Origin of the sequence: Shewanella litorisediminis, from assembly GCF_016834455.1 — a bacterium.
GTDB classification, from domain to species: domain Bacteria; phylum Pseudomonadota; class Gammaproteobacteria; order Enterobacterales; family Shewanellaceae; genus Shewanella; species Shewanella litorisediminis.
Genome location: NZ_CP069213.1, coordinates 1,133,933 through 1,151,003, shown reverse-complemented (window position 1 = coordinate 1,151,003; position 17,071 = coordinate 1,133,933). Strand labels below are relative to the sequence as shown.

Genomic DNA, 17,071 nt, shown 5'->3' with positions numbered 1-17,071 from the left:
CAGAAGAAAGAAGTGGCGCGCATGGAAGGAGTCGAACCTCCGACCGCCTGGTTCGTAGCCAGGTACTCTATCCAGCTGAGCTACATGCGCGAATTGTTTTCTTTACTGCTAAAAACGATAAAAGCTGGCGCGCATGGAAGGAGTCGAACCTCCGACCGCCTGGTTCGTAGCCAGGTACTCTATCCAGCTGAGCTACATGCGCACACTTTTATCGCTTTAAGAAAATGGCGGAGAAGGAGGGATTCGAACCCTCGATGGGAGTTAAAGCCCATACTCCCTTAGCAGGGGAGCGCCTTCGGCCACTCGGCCACCTCTCCACGTTTTCTTGGCGCACATATTACTGTTTGAAGAAAATAAGTCAAACCCTTTTTCCCAAAGCAGATCTGATTGCCCTGTTTTTAATCACATGCTTGAAAGCCAAGCACAATCAGCCTTTGCGCGCCCTCACAAGTTGCCATTCCTAAGTCGCAGGCAATAAAAAAGCCAGCCCTTGGCTGACTCTTCTACTGTCCGTCCTGGACGCCCCCACAGGAGCCGTAAAACAGGCTCAGTAGTTACCGCCCTCGGGCGAACCTGTTTTTTCAGATTGAATACGCTGGTAGATCTCTTCGCGGTGAACAGACACTTCTTTAGGTGCATTCACACCGATGCGCACCTGATTTCCCTTTACACCCAGCACTGTCACCGTGACTTCGTCACCGATCATCAGTGTTTCGCCAACACGACGTGTCAAAATCAGCATTCGCTTGCTCCTTTAGTCCCATTCCATACGCCAGGACAGACACCTGGACGTCACATTATTATAAAGTCAGCTTAGTACAAATTATAGTATTGAATACCAAAACGCTTGGATATTCATACTTTATTGAGGTCGAACGCTCTGTGCAAACTTCTGACGGCATGTTGCAGATGCACCTCATCAATTACCACCGACAATTTAATTTCTGATGTCGAAAGTAACTTAACACGAATGTTTTGTGCTTCCAAAAGCTCGGTGACCCGCGCCCCCACCTCAGCCATGACAGCTTTACCGGTACTGACGAGCGAAACCTTGGCAAGCTGCGCCTCGTGGCGCACGTCACAGAGCGGTTGCTCCGGTGCCAATCTGTCTATCAGGGTAAGCACCTTATCGAGCGCGCCTTGTGCCAGGGTAAATGCCAGCGCTTTTTCGTCGGCCAGCTGCACCACCAAATCGGTATCCACAGAAGCATTGGCCAGCGCCTGAAACAGCGCCACTTCAGCCTGCGGATGGTCAACCAGCCCAGCGACTGAAACCATACCTTGCCCCCGGGTGACCGCAATGCCCACGATGCCAGAGCCTGAGTGCTCAGGCTCATCGAAACGGATAAGCGTGCCGCTGCCATCCTCAAAACTCGACAACACCCTAAGCACTACGCCATGGCGGCGAGCACAGGCCACGCTGTCAGGATGCAATACCTTGGCACCCTGACGCGCCATTTCATACATGGCTTCGAAACTGATGCTATCGAGCTTCTGGGCATCAGGATCTATGTTGGGATCTGTGGTAAAAACGCCTGTCACATCGGTAAAGATTTGACACTCTGTCGCCTCAAGCGCGGCAGCGACAGCGACAGCTGTGGTATCAGAGCCACCCCGCCCCAAAGTTGTCACATCACCTTGCTCGTTAATCCCTTGAAATCCGGCGATAACGGGCACAGTGCCCTCGTCAAGCAGTTGCATTAACAGCCCGGTGTCCACAGATTCAATACTGGCTCTGCCAAACTGGCTGTTGGTGCGCACCTTGACCTGACTACCCAGCAAAGACCTGGCGTTGACACCGCGTCTTGCAAGGGCGATTGCCATCAGGGCTATGCTGACCTGCTCACCGGCACTCACCAGCATATCCAGTTCCCGGGCCGGGGCCAGAGGGTCTATGTTGGCAGCCATGGCGTAAAGCCTGTTGGTTTCTCCTGCCATAGCCGAGAGCACCAACACTTGCTTTTCACCTTCAAAATGCGCTTTGGCGATGGCATCAGCCACCGCATCAATGCGTTCGAAGGTCCCTACAGAGGTACCCCCGAACTTCTTTACATAAATTTTTGTCACAAACAGCCTGCTACTACTCAGACCCGTCCGTTGTTACAGACGCTCATTAAGCCAAGGCACTACACTGGCCAGGGCACCGTCGAGCTTGGCAGGTTCGCTGCCACCAGCCTGGGCCATATCGGGGCGACCGCCGCCCTTACCGCCCACCTGAGCAGCCACCATGGCTACCAGCTCGCCGGCTTTGACTTTGCCAATCAAGTCCTGAGTCACACCGGCAATCAGGTTCACCTTGTCGCCACTGCCAATAGCAAGCACGACAATCCCTGACTTGAGCTTCTGCTTGAGTTCGTCCTGCAAACCACGAAGGGCTCCGGCCTCCACACCTTCGAGACGCTTCACCAGAACCTTAACGCCATTGATTTCCTGAGCATCGCCGGCAAGGTCAGCACTGGCAGCAGCGGCCAGTTTGTCTTTAAGCTGAGCATTTTCTTTTTCAAGTTGACGGGCTTTGTCGAGTTGGGCCTTGAGCTTGGCGACCACAGAGGCAACGTCGCCTTTAAGCAGCGCGGCGGCTTCTTCAAGCTCGGCCTGCTGCACGGCAACATAGGCCATGGCAGCGGCGCCGGTTACGGCTTCGATACGACGAATACCTGCGGCGATACCGCCTTCGGAAGTGATCTTAAAGAGACCAATGTCACCGGTACGGCCAACGTGGGTACCACCACAAAGCTCGATGGAGAAGTCGCCCATGGTCACAACGCGCACCTTGGAATCGTACTTTTCACCAAAGAGGGCCATGGCGCCTTTAGCCTTGGCTTCTTCGATATCCATCTCGGCGAAATTCAGTTCGTGGTTACGACGAATTTGGGTGTTAACCAGATCTTCAACCGCTTTAAGCTCTTCACGCTTAACGCCTTCGAAGTGGGAGAAGTCGAAACGCAGACGCTCAGGGTCAACCAGAGAGCCTTTCTGGGTCACGTGGGTGCCCAGCACCTGACGCAGCGCCGCATGCAGCAGGTGAGTTACTGAGTGGTTAAGTTCGGTGCGATGACGCAGCTTCTTATCCACCATGGCTTTGAGGCTGTCACCAACCTTGATGCTGCCACTGGCGAGCTGGCCCTTATGACCAATGCCCTGGCCGAACTTTTGAGTATCGGCCACTGTGAATTCAACGCCTTCAGCCAACAGCTGACCTTTGTCACCCACCTGACCACCGGACTCAGCATAGAATGGGGTGTTATCCAGCACCACAACCAGCTCGTCGCCCGCTTTTGCGGCATCGACAGATTCGCCATCACGGTACAGGGCAACCACCTTGCTCTCAGCGGCAAGATCGGTGTAACCACAAAAATCGGTGGCAGTATCAATTTTCAGAGCTGCGTTATAGTCGGCACTGAATTGACCTGCGGCCTGGGCGCGGCTGCGCTGCTCGGCCATGGCGGCGTTAAAGCCTTCTTCATCCACCTTGAGGTTACGCTCGCGGCATACGTCGGCAGTCAAATCCACCGGGAAGCCGTAGGTGTCATAGAGTTTAAATACGGTATCGCCGTCCAGGGTGTCGCCCTTAAGATCGGCCAGCGCAGCGTCGAGCATGCCAAGGCCACGCTCCAGAGTACGGGCAAACTGCTCTTCTTCTGCTTTGAGAGCCTTTTCCACTATGGTCTGGGTGGCCTTGAGTTCCTTGGCTGCATCCCCCATTGCCTCAATCAATGTTGGCACCAACTTGTAAAAGAAGGTGTCTGTTGCGCCCAGTTTGTTACCGTGGCGCACTGCACGGCGGATAATACGGCGCAGCACATAACCACGGCCTTCGTTGGATGGCATCACGCCATCGGCAACCAGGAAGGCGCAGGACCGAATGTGGTCGGCGATTACGCGCAGGGATTTGTTTTCCAGGTCAGTCACACCGATGATGTCGGCGGCTTTAGCAATCAGCTTCTGGAAAATATCGATTTCGTAGTTTGAGTGAACACCCTGCATGATGGCAGAAATACGCTCAATGCCCATACCGGTATCCACAGCGGGCTTGGGCAGCGGATCCAGGGTGCCGTCAGACTGACGGTTGTACTGCATGAATACGATGTTCCAAATCTCGATAAAGCGGTCACCGTCTTCTTCTGGGCTGCCGGGACGGCCACCCCAAATATGGTCGCCGTGATCGTAGAAGATCTCGGTACAAGGGCCGCAAGGACCTGTATCACCCATCTGCCAGAAGTTGTCTGATGCGAATGGTGCGCCCTTGTTATCACCGATGCGGATGATGTTTTCGGCCGGAACGCCAATTTGCTTATTCCAGATCTCAAAGGCTTCATCATCGGTGTGATACACAGTGACGCACAGCTTCTCTTTGGGCAGTTTCAGGGTGCCGGTCAGGAATTCCCAGGCAAAGCGGATAGCATCTTCTTTGAAGTAATCACCAAAGCTGAAGTTACCCAGCATTTCAAAGAAAGTGTGGTGACGGGCGGTATAACCCACGTTGTCCAGGTCGTTGTGCTTACCACCTGCGCGAACGCAGCGCTGGGCTGTCGCGGCGCGAACGTAGCTGCGCTTCTCCATACCAAGGAAACAGTCTTTAAACTGGTTCATACCGGCATTGGTGAACAGCAGTGTTGGATCATTACCGGGAACCAGAGAGCTGCTGTCTACTACCTGGTGACCCTGCTGCCTGAAATACTCGAGAAAAGCACTGCGAAGCGCGGCTGTGGTTTGATACATGAAAACGTCCTGAGTTGGATAAGCCTGATACGACAAGCCGCAGCCACGTCCACGGGCTGCCGACAAAAATTTGGGGGTCATTATAACCTCAAGACTTTCGAATAAGATAGCGCACAGGCCGCGAAATCCGAGGCAAAGAAGGGATAGGGTGATGCTAAAAAAGGCGAATAAAACCGCCAGAGAGAGCAGGAAAACAAAAACAAAAAGACCGCATCTGTGTGCGGTCTTCAATCCATATCGTAGGGGTCAAAATCCAGGGCATGGGCTATCTCATCAAAACTGAACCCTTGTCCAGTCAGATAGCGTATCCGCTTTGCCCTGTCTTTGGCATCGACAGGTTTGGTTGCGCCAAATTTTTTCAGCGCTTTGGCCCGGGCCTGGGCGTACCAATCCACTTCGCAGCCTTCGAGATTACTTTGGATAACTTCTTTATCCAACCCCTTGGCTATCATGGCCTGGCGTGCTCTGGCGGCGCCGTGGCCTTTCAGTACCGATGAGCGAACAACAGATGCCCCATAGCGGCTATCGTTCAAATAACCTTTGGCTTCACACTCATCCAGTACTCGCTCAATTTCAAGGGCATCATGCCCCTTGGCGAGCAACTTAAGCTTAAGTTCGTTGCGGCTGTGATCACGCCTGGCGAGAGATGCCAAGGCGTGATTCATCAGTTCCTGGCTCAGAACACTTCTCCGGTTTCGAAATCAATGTTTTCATCGCCTTCTACTTGGTCGGCACTTGCTGATGATGAGCTGTGGGACAGCAGCATTTCACGCAATGTCTTTTCGATTTCTGCGGCAAGCTCTGTATTCTCGGTCAGGAATTTGGTGGCATTTGCACGGCCCTGTCCAATCTTGTCGCCCTTGTAGCTGTACCAGGCGCCTGACTTTTCAATCAGCTTGTGCAGCACGCCAAGGTCAACCAGCTCACCGGTGCGGTTAATGCCCTGACCATAGAGAATCTGGAAGTCTGCCTGACGGAAAGGTGCGGCAATCTTGTTTTTCACCACTTTCACACGGGTTTCGTTACCAACTACTTCGTCGCCCTCTTTGATGGCGCCGGTGCGGCGAATATCCAGACGTACAGAAGCATAAAACTTCAGCGCGTTACCACCTGTGGTGGTTTCAGGGTTGCCGAACATCACACCAATCTTCATACGGATTTGGTTGATGAAGATCAGCAGGGTGTTGGACTGCTTGAGGTTACCGGCAAGCTTACGCATGGCCTGGCTCATCATACGGGCCGCAAGACCTACGTGAGAATCACCGATTTCGCCTTCGATTTCGGCCTTGGGAACCAAGGCTGCGACTGAGTCGACGATAATTACGTCAACGGCGCCACTGCGGGTCAGCGCGTCACAGATTTCCAACGCCTGCTCACCGGTATCGGGCTGAGAACACAGCAAGTTATCAATATCTACACCCAGCTTACGGGCATATACAGGGTCGAGGGCATGTTCGGCATCGATAAAGGCGCACACTTTACCCTGGCGCTGAGCCGCAGCAATCACTTCGAGAGTCAGGGTGGTTTTACCTGATGATTCAGGACCATAGATTTCCACAATACGGCCCATTGGCAGGCCACCTGCGCCAAGAGCCACGTCCAGAGCCAGCGAGCCGGTGGAGATGGTTTCCACATCCATGGAGCGGTCTTCACCCAGCTTCATGATGGAGCCTTTGCCAAATTGCTTTTCGATTTGACCAAGGACGGCGGCCAGTGCTTTCTCTTTGTTTGGATCTATTTTCATTGTTCCCTCTCACACACAGCAAGCGCTGTGAAGACGCAACGGTTAATGCGGTTCAGGCAAAAGCCCTGTGTATTTGTACATATTGAAAGCTAGTATACTGTACAATCATACAGTATCAACCCCTGTATGAAATAATTTTCCAGCCACCATGAAATGCCCCCTTTCATCGCCTTGAATTGAAAAGGATCACTTTGTCAAAAAACTTGGTAGACTTGGCGCCCATAGGCTTTACCTCGGTTCTGCACAGGCTTTGACCTGACAATTCCCATCGCAATAACAGAGTGGCAATGAACAGCACAGACCTGCTTGATCTCGAAAAACACACCCCCATGATGCGTCAGTATCTGACCATGAAGGCAGCGCACCCGGATATGCTGCTGTTTTATCGCATGGGCGATTTTTATGAACTCTTTTACGATGACGCCAAGCGAGCCTCTGAGATGCTTGCCATCTCCCTGACAGCCCGGGGAAAGAGTGGTGGCGACCCTATTCCCATGGCGGGTATCCCCTATCACGCGGTGGAAGGTTACCTCGCCAAACTGGTGCAGTTGGGCCAATCAGTAGCCATTTGTGAGCAGATTGGCGACCCGGCTACTTCAAAGGGCCCGGTGGAGCGTAAAGTCGTTCGAGTGGTAACTCCAGGCACCCTTACCGATGAAGCCCTGCTGCAGGAGCGCCAGGATAACCTGCTTGCAGCCGTTTATCAGGGCAAAGTAGGTTATGGTTTTGCAACGCTCGATGTAGCGTCAGGTCGTTTTGTTATCGCCGAACTGCCAAGCCGCGAAGCCCTTGAAGCAGAACTGCAGCGCACCAGCCCTGCCGAGCTTTTATACAGCGAAGACTTTGGTGATATGGGACTGATTAACCATATCAAGGGTAAGCGCCGGCGCCCCGAATGGGAATTTGACTACGATACCTGTATCAAGCTTTTGCTTGAACAGTTTGGTACCCGCGATCTGCGTGGTTTTGGCATTGCCGATGCGCGTCTGTCACTGCAGGCAGCTGGCTGCCTGATGCAGTATGTGAAGGATACCCAGCGTACCGCCCTGCCCCATATCAATTCCATTGTTCGCTTTAATCAGGGCGACAGCATCATTCTGGATGCCGCCACCCGCCGCAACCTGGAGCTTACTGTCAGCCTGTCTGGTTCCCGCGAAAACACCCTGGCCAGCGTGCTCGATAATACCGTCACCGCCATGGGCAGCCGTATGCTGCAGCGGTGGATCCATCAACCACTGCGCTGTCACGATACCATTCGCGGTCGCCAGCATGCCGTACAGGAATTACTGGAAACCGGCCTCTACGAAGACCTTCGCACAGAACTTAAAGCCCTTGGCGATATCGAGCGTATCCTGGCGCGTCTTGCGCTTCGAAGCGCCCGCCCAAGAGACTTTGCCAGACTAAGAGATGCCCTCGGCATTTTGCCGCTTATCCGCGCACGTCTTCAGGGCTGTGAAGCACGCCATCTGAAGTCACTGAATATTCTCCTTGGGGACTTTCCGGACGAGCACGCGCTCTTAAGCCGCGCCATAGTGGATAATCCGCCGGTACTTATTCGTGATGGCGGCGTCATTCGCGAAGGCTATCACAATGAACTGGATGAATGGCGCAAGCTCAGCGATGGCGGCATCGACTATTTAGAGCAGATGGAGCAGCGCGAAAAAGAACGCACCGGCATCGCCACGCTCAAAGTCGGCTTTAACCGGGTGCATGGCTACTACATCGAAGTCAGCCGAGCCCAATCGGCCTTGGTGCCCATCGCCTATCAGCGCCGTCAGACCCTGAAAAACACTGAACGCTACATCACTCCGGAGCTGAAAGAGTACGAAGAGAAGGTTCTTTCGAGCCAGGGCAAGGCGCTGGCGCTGGAAAAGCAGCTGTGGGAAGAGCTGTTCGATTTGGTATTGCCCAAGCTTCAGGAATTGCAGGACTTTGCCCGCGCCGCTTCTGAGCTTGACGTGCTGACAAACTTCGCCGACCGGGCCGACCTCTTTAACTACCATTGCCCTGAGCTTAGCAACACTGCCGGTATTTTGATTGAAGCCGGCCGTCACCCTGTAGTTGAGCGGGTCAGTCAAAGCCCCTTTATCCCCAATCCGGTGGAGCTTTCAAATCAACGCCGTATGTTGATTGTCACCGGCCCGAATATGGGCGGTAAATCGACCTATATGCGTCAGGTAGCGCTCATTACCCTGATGGCGCATATCGGCAGTTTTGTACCAGCTGAGCGCGCCCTGATTGGTCCCGTGGACAGAATTTTCACCCGTATCGGTGCCAGTGATGACCTCGCCTCCGGCCGCTCGACGTTCATGGTTGAGATGACAGAAACCGCCAATATCCTCCACAACGCTACCGCCAACAGCCTGGTGTTGATGGACGAGATTGGCCGCGGTACTTCCACCTACGACGGTATGTCGCTCGCCTGGTCGGCCGCTGAGTATCTGGCGCAAAAGCTTGGCGCCATGACCTTGTTTGCAACCCACTATTTTGAGCTGACGGTGCTGCCTGAGATGCTCCCCGGGGTTCACAATGTGCATCTGGATGCCATTGAGCACGGAGATACCATCGCCTTTATGCACGCCGTTCAGGAAGGCGCGGCCAGCAAGAGTTATGGTTTGCAGGTGGCCGCGCTTGCCGGGGTTCCGGCAAGTGTTATCAAGGCCGCCAAGCAAAAACTGCATCAGCTGGAAAGTCGAGATCACAATACAGATGTGAGTAAGCAGCACGCTTTACCATTGACCGTAACGCCAGAGCCTTCCGCCGCCGAGTTGCGTTTGCAGGCGATAGATCCCAACGAATTGAGTCCGCGTCAGGCGCTGGAACTTCTTTTCGAGTTAAAGCGTTTGATTTGATAAAAGCGTTGGCCAGCATCGCCCGCCCATATCGACCGACGATAATCAGGATGGAAAAACCATAAAAAAACGCCTCAGTCTCTGAGGCGTTTTTTATGGTCGGTATCAGTTAAGTTCTGAACAAAGCTTCAACAGACAGTCCCTGAGCACTCAAGATGTCTCTTAAGCGTTTGAGGGCTTCTACCTGAATTTGTCTCACCCGTTCGCGGGTCAAACCGATTTCCGCGCCAACATCTTCAAGCGTGGAAGGCTCATAACCGAGCAGACCGAAACGACGCGCCAGCACTTCCCGCTGCTTGGTGTTGAGCTCGTTGAGCCAGTTAACCACAGAGTTAGAAATGTCTTCGTCCTGCACCTTATAGTCAGGGCCAACAGAGTCATCATCGGGTAATACGTCCAGCAGGGCTTTATCGTTATCGCCGCCCAGGGGCACATCCACAGAAGTAATCTTTTCGTTGAGCTTGAGCATACGGCTCACTTCAACGCTGGGGAGGTTCAGTTTTGCCGCAATTTCTTCAGCAGTAGGCTCGTGGTCGAGTTTGTGCGCCAGTTCACGGGCAGTTCTCAGATACACATTGAGCTCTTTTACAACATGAATGGGCAAACGAATGGTGCGGGTTTGATTCATGATGGCCCGTTCAATGGTCTGGCGAATCCACCAGGTGGCATATGTCGAGAAACGGAATCCGCGTTCTGGATCAAACTTTTCAACGGCCCGAATAAGGCCAAGGTTACCTTCTTCAATAAGGTCAAGCAGGGCAAGTCCGCGATTGTTGTAGCGACGCGCTATTTTCACTACAAGACGCAGGTTACTTTCTATCATGCGATTACGTGACTTCTCACAGCCGCGCAATGCTTTGCGGGAATAATAAACTTCTTCTTCTGCCGTGAGCAGAGGGGAAAAACCGATTTCACTCAAATAGAGCTGAGTGGCATCAAGGTTACGTTGCAAATCGTCCTGAACCTGCTGTTCCAGCTCCAGGTCTTGAACCAGACTGACTTCTTCACCTTCCAAGCTGGTGTCGCTATCTGACTCTTTTCCGGAAAAATCTACAAGCTTTTCAGCAACAAGCGTATTGTTTTTCAAGCTCATAACATTGTCTCCCAAACCCAAAATATGTGAATGACTTTAAATCACTTTTTTATCCTCCAAATGCCAAAATTGGCCGCCGTAAATTATTTCTTCGGCAAATACTTAAGCGGATTAACTGATACACCATGATCACGGATCTCAAAGTGGAGCATCACGTGTTCGGCGTCAGTATTCCCCATGGTTGCAACTGTCTGTCCTGCACTGACCCGTTGCTTTTCTGTCACCAGGATCTTGTCCAGATGGGCATAAGCACTGAGAAAATCCTCACTGTGCTTGATAATGACCAGGTTGCCGTAGCCTCGCAGTGCGTTGCCAGAATAAACTACTCGCCCTTCGGCGGCAGCTCTGACCGGATCCCCTCGTCGTCCCGCTATCTTGATCCCTTTGCTCCCCTGCTCTCTGGCAGAGAATGTCCCAATCAAGCGTCCTTTTGCTGGCCATAACCAGCGAGCTACTTCACTTGGTAAACCTTCAGTGGCAGCCGCTACCAGGCTATCGTCTTGTTGTGAACTTGTTACAGCGTAATCAGCTTTATTTTTTGGATCAAGTGTTTTTTTCTGTGCTACTACGGACGTCTGATTGCTGACGCCAACCTGACTAGCACTTTGTTTTTTATCATTTTTTGAGTTTGCCGACTTGGGTTCTCGTTTCGAAGAAGCCGTTGTGGTTTTCTTTGTTGGCTGGGTGTTTTTGGCGGTGGAAGACAGCCTAAGAACCTGCCCGGGAAAGATGGTATACGGTTTATTTAGTTGATTAATCTTGGCTAATTCGTGGTAATCCGTACCTGCTCCCCACGCGATGGAATAAAGGGTGTCCCCTTTTTTCACTTTATAAGTGGCACTGGTCAGACTTCCTTTGGGGTGCGCAGGTTTTTTTTTGGAATTCAGGCTTTCGACTGGTGCAGGAGTGTGGGCCTGCATACTGCAGCCCGCCAGCAGGAGCAGACAGAGACAAAAAGAGGTCAATCTCACCATAGATGTGCAGCTCCCGAAGTCACCATGACCTAAGCAAGGTTTCCATTGACCAAAGGCACAAATTTTACCGACTCTATCGTTTCAGAGGAATACTCCTTACCTCTGCGGGTAATAGCCAACAATTGCTGGGCATCCTCTCCGACTGGGATCACCAGCCTCCCGCCTTCAGACAACTGCTCAAGTAAGGCTGCCGGTACGGTGGCCGCCGCGGCGGTGACCATGATGGCATCGAAGGGACCTCGGTTGGACCAACCCTGCCAGCCATCGCCGTATTTAAAAGACACATTGTGCAAATCAAGGCGCTTAAGCCGCTGTCTTGCCTGAATTTGCAGTGCCTTAATCCGCTCAATGGTACAAAGCTCCGGCACCAGCTGCGCCAAAATGGCCGCCTGATAGCCTGATCCTGTGCCAACTTCCAGTACCCTTTGTGGCCGATTTTGCATCACCAGCTCTGTCATGCGGGCAACGATATAAGGCTGTGAAATAGTCTGCCCCTGACCTATAGGCAGCGCGGTGTTCTCATAGGCTTTGTGCGCCAGAGCCGCATCCAGAAACATTTCCCGGGGCGTGTTGGCGATGGCCTGCAAAACGAGGCTGTCGCGGATCCCCGCGTCATACAACTTTTTTGCGAGATTGATAGCCACCGTCGAGCCGGTCTGGTTCATATCTTTTCTATCCAGTTTGCCAGTGCGTTAAGTTGACTGTGTGCGGTTAGGTCGACGGTTAACGGCGTGATGGAAACATAGCCTTCAGCAATGGCGCCAAAGTCGGTGCCTTCGCTGGCATCCAGCTCCTCACCCGGAGGGCCAAGCCAGAAAATTTCTCTCCCGGCCGGATCGGTTGTCCGCACCACGCCCTCAGCCCTGTGTCTTGCACCAAGCCGAGTCACCTTGATGCCCTTGATTTGCTCAAGGGGCAAATCGGGCACATTCACATTGAGAATTTGATCCGCAGGCAGAGGATGCGCCTTCAGTCCCTCAACAATGCGCAGCGTAATTTGCGCCGCAACATCATAATGCACCGGGTTTCGGGCAGACAAAGACACGGCAATGGCCGGCAGCCCCTGAAACCGTCCTTCCATGGCCGCTGCCACAGTGCCGGAATACAGGGTGTCATCGCCCATGTTGGCCCCGGCATTAATCCCCGAAACGACAAGCTCAGGCTCTTCGGTGCAAATCTCACGAATGGCGATGTGTACACAATCCGATGGCGTACCGTTAACCGCGATATAGCCGTTGTCTAACCTATTAATTCTCAATGGATTAGTCAAGGTCAACGAGTTACTTGCGGCAGAGCAGTTGCGATCAGGTGCCACCACATCCACATGGGCTATGGCCTTTAAGGCCTCGGCGAGCGCCTTGATACCCGGGGCATGCACCCCGTCATCATTACTCACCAGCAGGCGCATCGACCGCCTCCTGTGCCTGACGCTCGGCTACCGCACGGCGCCACTCCAACTCTTTCACGTCTGTGTACTCACAAAGCTCTCTGAGCACACTGGTGGCAAAAGCGCCGGCCGGCAGGCAGAAATCCAGGGTCAGGGTGTCGTCATCCAGTTTGAAGCTCATCTGCTCAGGGCGCAGCAGCAGCGCGCGGCGCTCCTGGGTCAGGCCTTCTTTTTCAAGGCCATTACGCTCAAGCTCATAGGAAGCCAGCACGGAAGCTTCAAACTCCGCGGCTTCGCCCTTGGCAAGCGGTTCCCCCCGGCCCCATAAGGGTGCGGACAGCTGAATGTCCTGCTCGGCCAGACGGCCTCTTAAAGTGTCATCCCAGCTTTCGGCCACAAAGAAGCTGCGACTGCCAGAGAGCATCACACAGTCACCTTCGAGCAGACCCAAACCGGAGTCATCCTGCTTTGACAAGCGGGCGCTGACCACCTGATTAAAGAGCTCTGAGCGCACAGCCGAGAGGTACAGGCTGCGCTTGTTTCTGTCTTTGACCTTGCGGCCTTCGAACATCTGCCGCGCCTTAATCAGATTGCCACCATCGTGGCCAAAACGTTGCTCACCAAAATAGTTGGGCACGCCACCATCACGCACCTGCTCAAGCCGTGCAACCAACGCCTGTGGGTCAGAAACGTTGCGCAGTACCAGGGTAAAGCGATTGCCGGAAAGCGCGCCGGTGCGCAGTTTTTTACCATGGCGGGCAAACGACAACACCTGCATCTGCTCATTGCTCATGGCGCTCCAATCCGGGGTTTCCTTGCCGGGAATACGCACGCCAAACCACTGCTCGGTGATGGCGTTTTTGTCTTTTTGACCGGCAAAGGTCACTTCCTTGGGATGCACTTTGGCAAATTTGGAAATCATCTCCGCCACCTGAGCCGTGTTCAGGCCGTCTTTGCGGATATGCAGCAGGTGGTGCTCGCCCTCACCATCGGGCAGGAACGGCAGGATTTCCTTCACCTGAAAATCGCTGTTATGGGTGCGGATATCGGCGGTTACAGCCGGCTTGCCGTAGAGATAAGTCAGCTCAGTCATTTCACATTCTCCATCAACACCACAGCTTCCACGGCGATGCCTTCTTTGCGACCGGTGAAGCCAAGCTTCTCGGTGGTGGTCGCTTTTACGTTGATATTATCAAGCTCTGTTTGCAGATCGTCCGCCAACACCGCACGCATGGCCTCGATGTGAGGCAACATTTTCGGCGCCTGGGCAATAATGGTTACATCGAGATTACCGATGGCAAAGCCGCGCTCACGGGCAAGCTTAAAGCAGTGGCGTAACAGCACACGGCTGTCGGCGCCTTCATAGGCGGCATCGGTGTCGGGAAAGTGCTTGCCGATGTCACCAAGCGCCATGGCACCCAGGATGGCATCGCTGATGGCATGCAGCACCACATCGCCATCGGAGTGGGCAATAAGTCCGGTCTCATAAGGCACTTCTATGCCGCAGAGAATGAGTGGACGGTTGGCACCAAACTTGTGCACATCAAAACCGTGGCCAATCCTGATTTTCATGGAATTTCCTTAAGTGTGTTGCTGCTGGGACAGAAGAAAAAGCCCCGCCAGCTGTAAATCGTCCGGGTGGGTGACCTTGATATTGTCGGCCCTGCCACTGACCAGTCCCGGATGCACTCCGGCCCACTCCATCGCCGACGCTTCGTCTGTCACGGCAACGCCGGCGTCCAGTGCCTGCTTTAGATTCAGTTTAAGGCTCGCTGCGGGAAACAGCTGCGGCGTTAATGCATGCCACAGGGCTTCGCGACACACTGTGGTCTCTATGCTGCCATCTTTTGCGGCCCGCTTCATGGTGTCCCGCACCGGCATGGCGAGTATCGCCCCCTGGGGATAAGTGTCACGACTTGAGAGCAGTGCATCTATATCGCCATGGGTTAGACAGGGCCGTGCAGCATCATGCACCAGCGCCCAGGCATCGCTGTTATCCGGCAAGGCAGAAAGTGCCGCCAATACCGAATCCGCCCGCTCTTTGCCGCCCAAAACCCGGGTGAGCTTGGGATGATGGGCCTCATCCAGACTGTCAAACCAGCAGTCATCTGCCGATACGGCGACTATGACCTTATCAATGGCCGGATGCGACAGCAGCCTTTGCAGCGTATGGGCCAGGATAGGTTTATCCAATAACGGCAGGTATTGCTTGGGGATAGTGGCCCCCATGCGACTGCCAATACCGGCGGCGGGAACTATGGCAACAATACTGCCGCGGGAGGTTGCTTCAGAATTCATTGACTGTCCTGTGACTGTTCCTCAGAGCGGGTGCCGCGACTATCGTTACCCACCACCCGGAAAAAGGTTTCACCCTGCTCAATCAAGCCAAGTTCATTGCGGGCCCGCTCTTCCAGCGCTTCGGTACCGCTTTTGAGATCCTGAATTTCTTCTTTCAGCACCTCATTGCGCTCCAGCAACCCGGCATTACCCAACTGTTGATGGCTTATCCTGTCTTTCAGGGTGAAGTACTCGGTTAGGCTGTTTTCGCCAAACCACAGCCGGTACTGGAGCAGCGCCAGCAAGGCAAAGAGAACCAGAACGAATGGCTTCATGGAAGAATTGCGGTGATTGGGTGAATTTGGGGAGATATTACAACAAAAAAGGCCACCTTGGGGGTGGCCTTTTACTCATTCAATCAAATTTTATCAGGCGATTAGCCCTTGGCACTGATTTCTTTCAGGCCACAGCATTGTAAGTCGCCTTCTGTAAACTCAATTGACCAATATCAGGCGATTAGCCCTTGGCGTTGATTTCTTTCAGGCCACAGCATTGTAAGTCGCCTTCTGTAAATTCAATTGACCAATATCAGGCGATTAGCCCTTGGCGTTGATTTCTTTCAGGCCACGGTAAGGCGCCTTCTCACCCAGTTGCTCTTCGATACGCAGCAGCTGGTTGTACTTGGCAACGCGGTCAGAGCGGCACAGAGAACCTGTCTTGATTTGGCCGGCAGCAGTGCCTACAGCCAGATCGGCAATGGTCGCATCTTCTGTTTCACCGGAGCGGTGAGAGATAACGGCGGTGTAACCGGCTTCTTTGGCCATGCGGATAGCGGCCAGAGTCTCGGTCAGAGAACCAATCTGGTTGAACTTGATGAGGATTGAGTTGGCAATGCCCTGCTCAATACCACGGCTCAGGATCTTGGTGTTGGTTACGAACAGGTCATCACCTACCAGCTGCACCTTGTCACCGAGAATTTGAGTCTGGTATGCCCAGCCTTCCCAGTCAGACTCGTCCAGACCGTCTTCGATAGACACGATTGGGTACTGCTCGGTCAGTGACTTGAGGAAGTCAGAGAAACCGTTTGAGCTGAATACTTTGCCTTCGCCAGACAGGTCATACTGACCGTCTTTGTAGAACTCAGAGGCAGCGCAGTCCAGTGCCAGAGTCACGTCGGTGCCCAGCTTATAACCGGCAGCTTCAACGGCTTCTTTGATAACAGCCAGCGCGTCGGCGTTTGATGCCAGGTTTGGTGCAAAACCACCTTCATCACCCACGGCAGTGTTCAGGCCCTTGGCCTTGAGCACTTTCTTCAGGTTGTGGAAGATTTCGGCGCCCATACGCAGGGCTTCACGGAAGCTCTTGGCGCTCACTGGCTGTACCATGAACTCCTGGATGTCCACGTTGTTATCAGCGTGCTCACCACCGTTAAGGATGTTCATCATAGGTACAGGCATGCTGTACTGACCTGGAGTGCCGTTCAGCTCAGCAATGTGGGCGTACAGTGGGATACCTTTAGCGGCGGCAGCGGCTTTAGCAGCGGCCAGAGACACAGCCAGAATGGCGTTGGCGCCCAGCTTGTCTTTGTTCTCAGTACCGTCCAGAGCGATCATGATGCCGTCCAGCTCGGCCTGAGCGGTGGCGTCTTTACCCAGCAGGGCTTCACGGATAGGACCGTTTACGTTGTCAACGGCCTTCAGAACACCTTTACCCAGGTAACGGGCTTTGTCGCCGTCACGGAGTTCCAGCGCTTCGCGGCTACCGGTAGAAGCACCGGATGGCGCAGCTGCCATACCCACAAAGCCACCTTCCAGGTGAACTTCGGCTTCCACAGTTGGATTGCCGCGTGAATCCATGATTTCACGACCGATCACTTTGATAATCTTAGCCATAATGTCCTCGATTTAGTCTTGAATTAAAGGTTAAGTTAAAAAGAAAAACCCATACCCATCTCAGCGCTACATGAGCTCATGAACCAATTTGAATGCACCCTGATATGGGTATCTGATTTTTCTGTGTTTT

15 protein-coding genes and 3 tRNA genes are annotated in these 17,071 nt (G+C 53.5%); 1 reads left to right on the top strand and 17 read right to left on the bottom strand.

From position 1 onward, the window contains the following. Positions 1–13 precede the first annotated feature (13 nt). The 8 genes from JQC75_RS05075 to recA form a co-directional block, all read right to left on the bottom strand. Positions 14–90, bottom strand: a tRNA-Arg gene (locus tag JQC75_RS05075). A gap of 35 nt (positions 91–125) precedes the next feature. Further along, positions 126–202 (bottom strand) — tRNA-Arg (locus JQC75_RS05070). Positions 203–225: 23 nt separating this feature from the next. Continuing rightward, a tRNA-Ser gene (locus tag JQC75_RS05065) sits at positions 226–317 on the bottom strand. A 230-nt stretch (positions 318–547) separates the two neighbouring features. Then, the gene (csrA, locus tag JQC75_RS05060; protein WP_011759166.1) at positions 548–742 is read right to left on the bottom strand and encodes a carbon storage regulator CsrA; all 195 of its coding nucleotides are present in this window, start codon (positions 740–742) and stop codon (positions 548–550) included. 113 nt (positions 743–855) lie between these two features. Continuing rightward, positions 856–2,067, bottom strand: coding sequence for an aspartate kinase (locus JQC75_RS05055; protein WP_203326377.1), 1,212 nt, complete (start codon positions 2,065–2,067; stop codon positions 856–858). Between the two features lie 33 nt (positions 2,068–2,100). Next, complete coding sequence (gene alaS, locus JQC75_RS05050) at positions 2,101–4,722, bottom strand: alanine--tRNA ligase (RefSeq protein WP_203327124.1); 2,622 nt, start codon at positions 4,720–4,722, stop codon at positions 2,101–2,103. A gap of 227 nt (positions 4,723–4,949) precedes the next feature. Further along, on the bottom strand, positions 4,950–5,387 hold the full coding sequence (locus tag JQC75_RS05045) for a regulatory protein RecX (protein WP_203326376.1): 438 nt from the start codon (positions 5,385–5,387) through the stop codon (positions 4,950–4,952). Positions 5,388–5,398: 11 nt separating this feature from the next. Then, positions 5,399–6,466, bottom strand: coding sequence for a recombinase RecA (recA, locus tag JQC75_RS05040; protein ID WP_203326375.1), 1,068 nt, complete (start codon positions 6,464–6,466; stop codon positions 5,399–5,401). A 287-nt stretch (positions 6,467–6,753) separates the two neighbouring features. Between recA and mutS the strand changes: the two genes are divergently transcribed. Further along, positions 6,754–9,318: a DNA mismatch repair protein MutS gene (gene mutS / locus JQC75_RS05035; RefSeq protein WP_203326374.1), complete on the top strand. Its 2,565-nt coding sequence runs from the start codon at positions 6,754–6,756 to the stop codon at positions 9,316–9,318. A 109-nt stretch (positions 9,319–9,427) separates the two neighbouring features. Here mutS and rpoS read toward each other — a convergent pair whose 3' ends face one another. From rpoS to eno, 9 genes are all read right to left on the bottom strand, one after another. Then, on the bottom strand, positions 9,428–10,411 hold the full coding sequence (rpoS, locus tag JQC75_RS05030; RefSeq protein ID WP_203326373.1) for an RNA polymerase sigma factor RpoS: 984 nt from the start codon (positions 10,409–10,411) through the stop codon (positions 9,428–9,430). Between the two features lie 83 nt (positions 10,412–10,494). Further along, on the bottom strand, positions 10,495–11,385 hold the full coding sequence (locus JQC75_RS05025; protein ID WP_203326372.1) for a peptidoglycan DD-metalloendopeptidase family protein: 891 nt from the start codon (positions 11,383–11,385) through the stop codon (positions 10,495–10,497). A gap of 29 nt (positions 11,386–11,414) precedes the next feature. Then, the gene (locus tag JQC75_RS05020; RefSeq protein WP_203326371.1) at positions 11,415–12,050 is read right to left on the bottom strand and encodes a protein-L-isoaspartate(D-aspartate) O-methyltransferase; all 636 of its coding nucleotides are present in this window, start codon (positions 12,048–12,050) and stop codon (positions 11,415–11,417) included. Further along, positions 12,047–12,793, bottom strand: coding sequence for a 5'/3'-nucleotidase SurE (gene surE, locus JQC75_RS05015; RefSeq protein ID WP_203326370.1), 747 nt, complete (start codon positions 12,791–12,793; stop codon positions 12,047–12,049). Before surE ends, JQC75_RS05020 begins: the two co-directional genes overlap by 4 nt. Continuing rightward, a complete protein-coding gene (gene truD, locus JQC75_RS05010) occupies positions 12,774–13,865 on the bottom strand; it encodes a tRNA pseudouridine(13) synthase TruD (RefSeq protein ID WP_203326369.1) in 1,092 nt (363 codons plus the stop codon). Before truD ends, surE begins: the two co-directional genes overlap by 20 nt. Next, positions 13,862–14,344 (bottom strand): 2-C-methyl-D-erythritol 2,4-cyclodiphosphate synthase, encoded by a 483-nt coding sequence (gene ispF, locus JQC75_RS05005; protein WP_203326368.1) that lies wholly within the window; start codon positions 14,342–14,344, stop codon positions 13,862–13,864. The genes truD and ispF overlap by 4 nt, the downstream gene beginning before the upstream one ends. Positions 14,345–14,353: 9 nt before the next feature. Further along, positions 14,354–15,070, bottom strand: coding sequence for a 2-C-methyl-D-erythritol 4-phosphate cytidylyltransferase (gene ispD / locus JQC75_RS05000; RefSeq protein ID WP_203326367.1), 717 nt, complete (start codon positions 15,068–15,070; stop codon positions 14,354–14,356). Further along, positions 15,067–15,384, bottom strand: coding sequence for a cell division protein FtsB (gene ftsB / locus JQC75_RS04995; protein WP_203326366.1), 318 nt, complete (start codon positions 15,382–15,384; stop codon positions 15,067–15,069). The genes ispD and ftsB overlap by 4 nt, the downstream gene beginning before the upstream one ends. Before the next feature lie 261 nt (positions 15,385–15,645). Beyond that, positions 15,646–16,941 (bottom strand): phosphopyruvate hydratase, encoded by a 1,296-nt coding sequence (gene eno / locus JQC75_RS04990; RefSeq protein WP_203326365.1) that lies wholly within the window; start codon positions 16,939–16,941, stop codon positions 15,646–15,648. Positions 16,942–17,071: the final 130 nt, after the last annotated feature.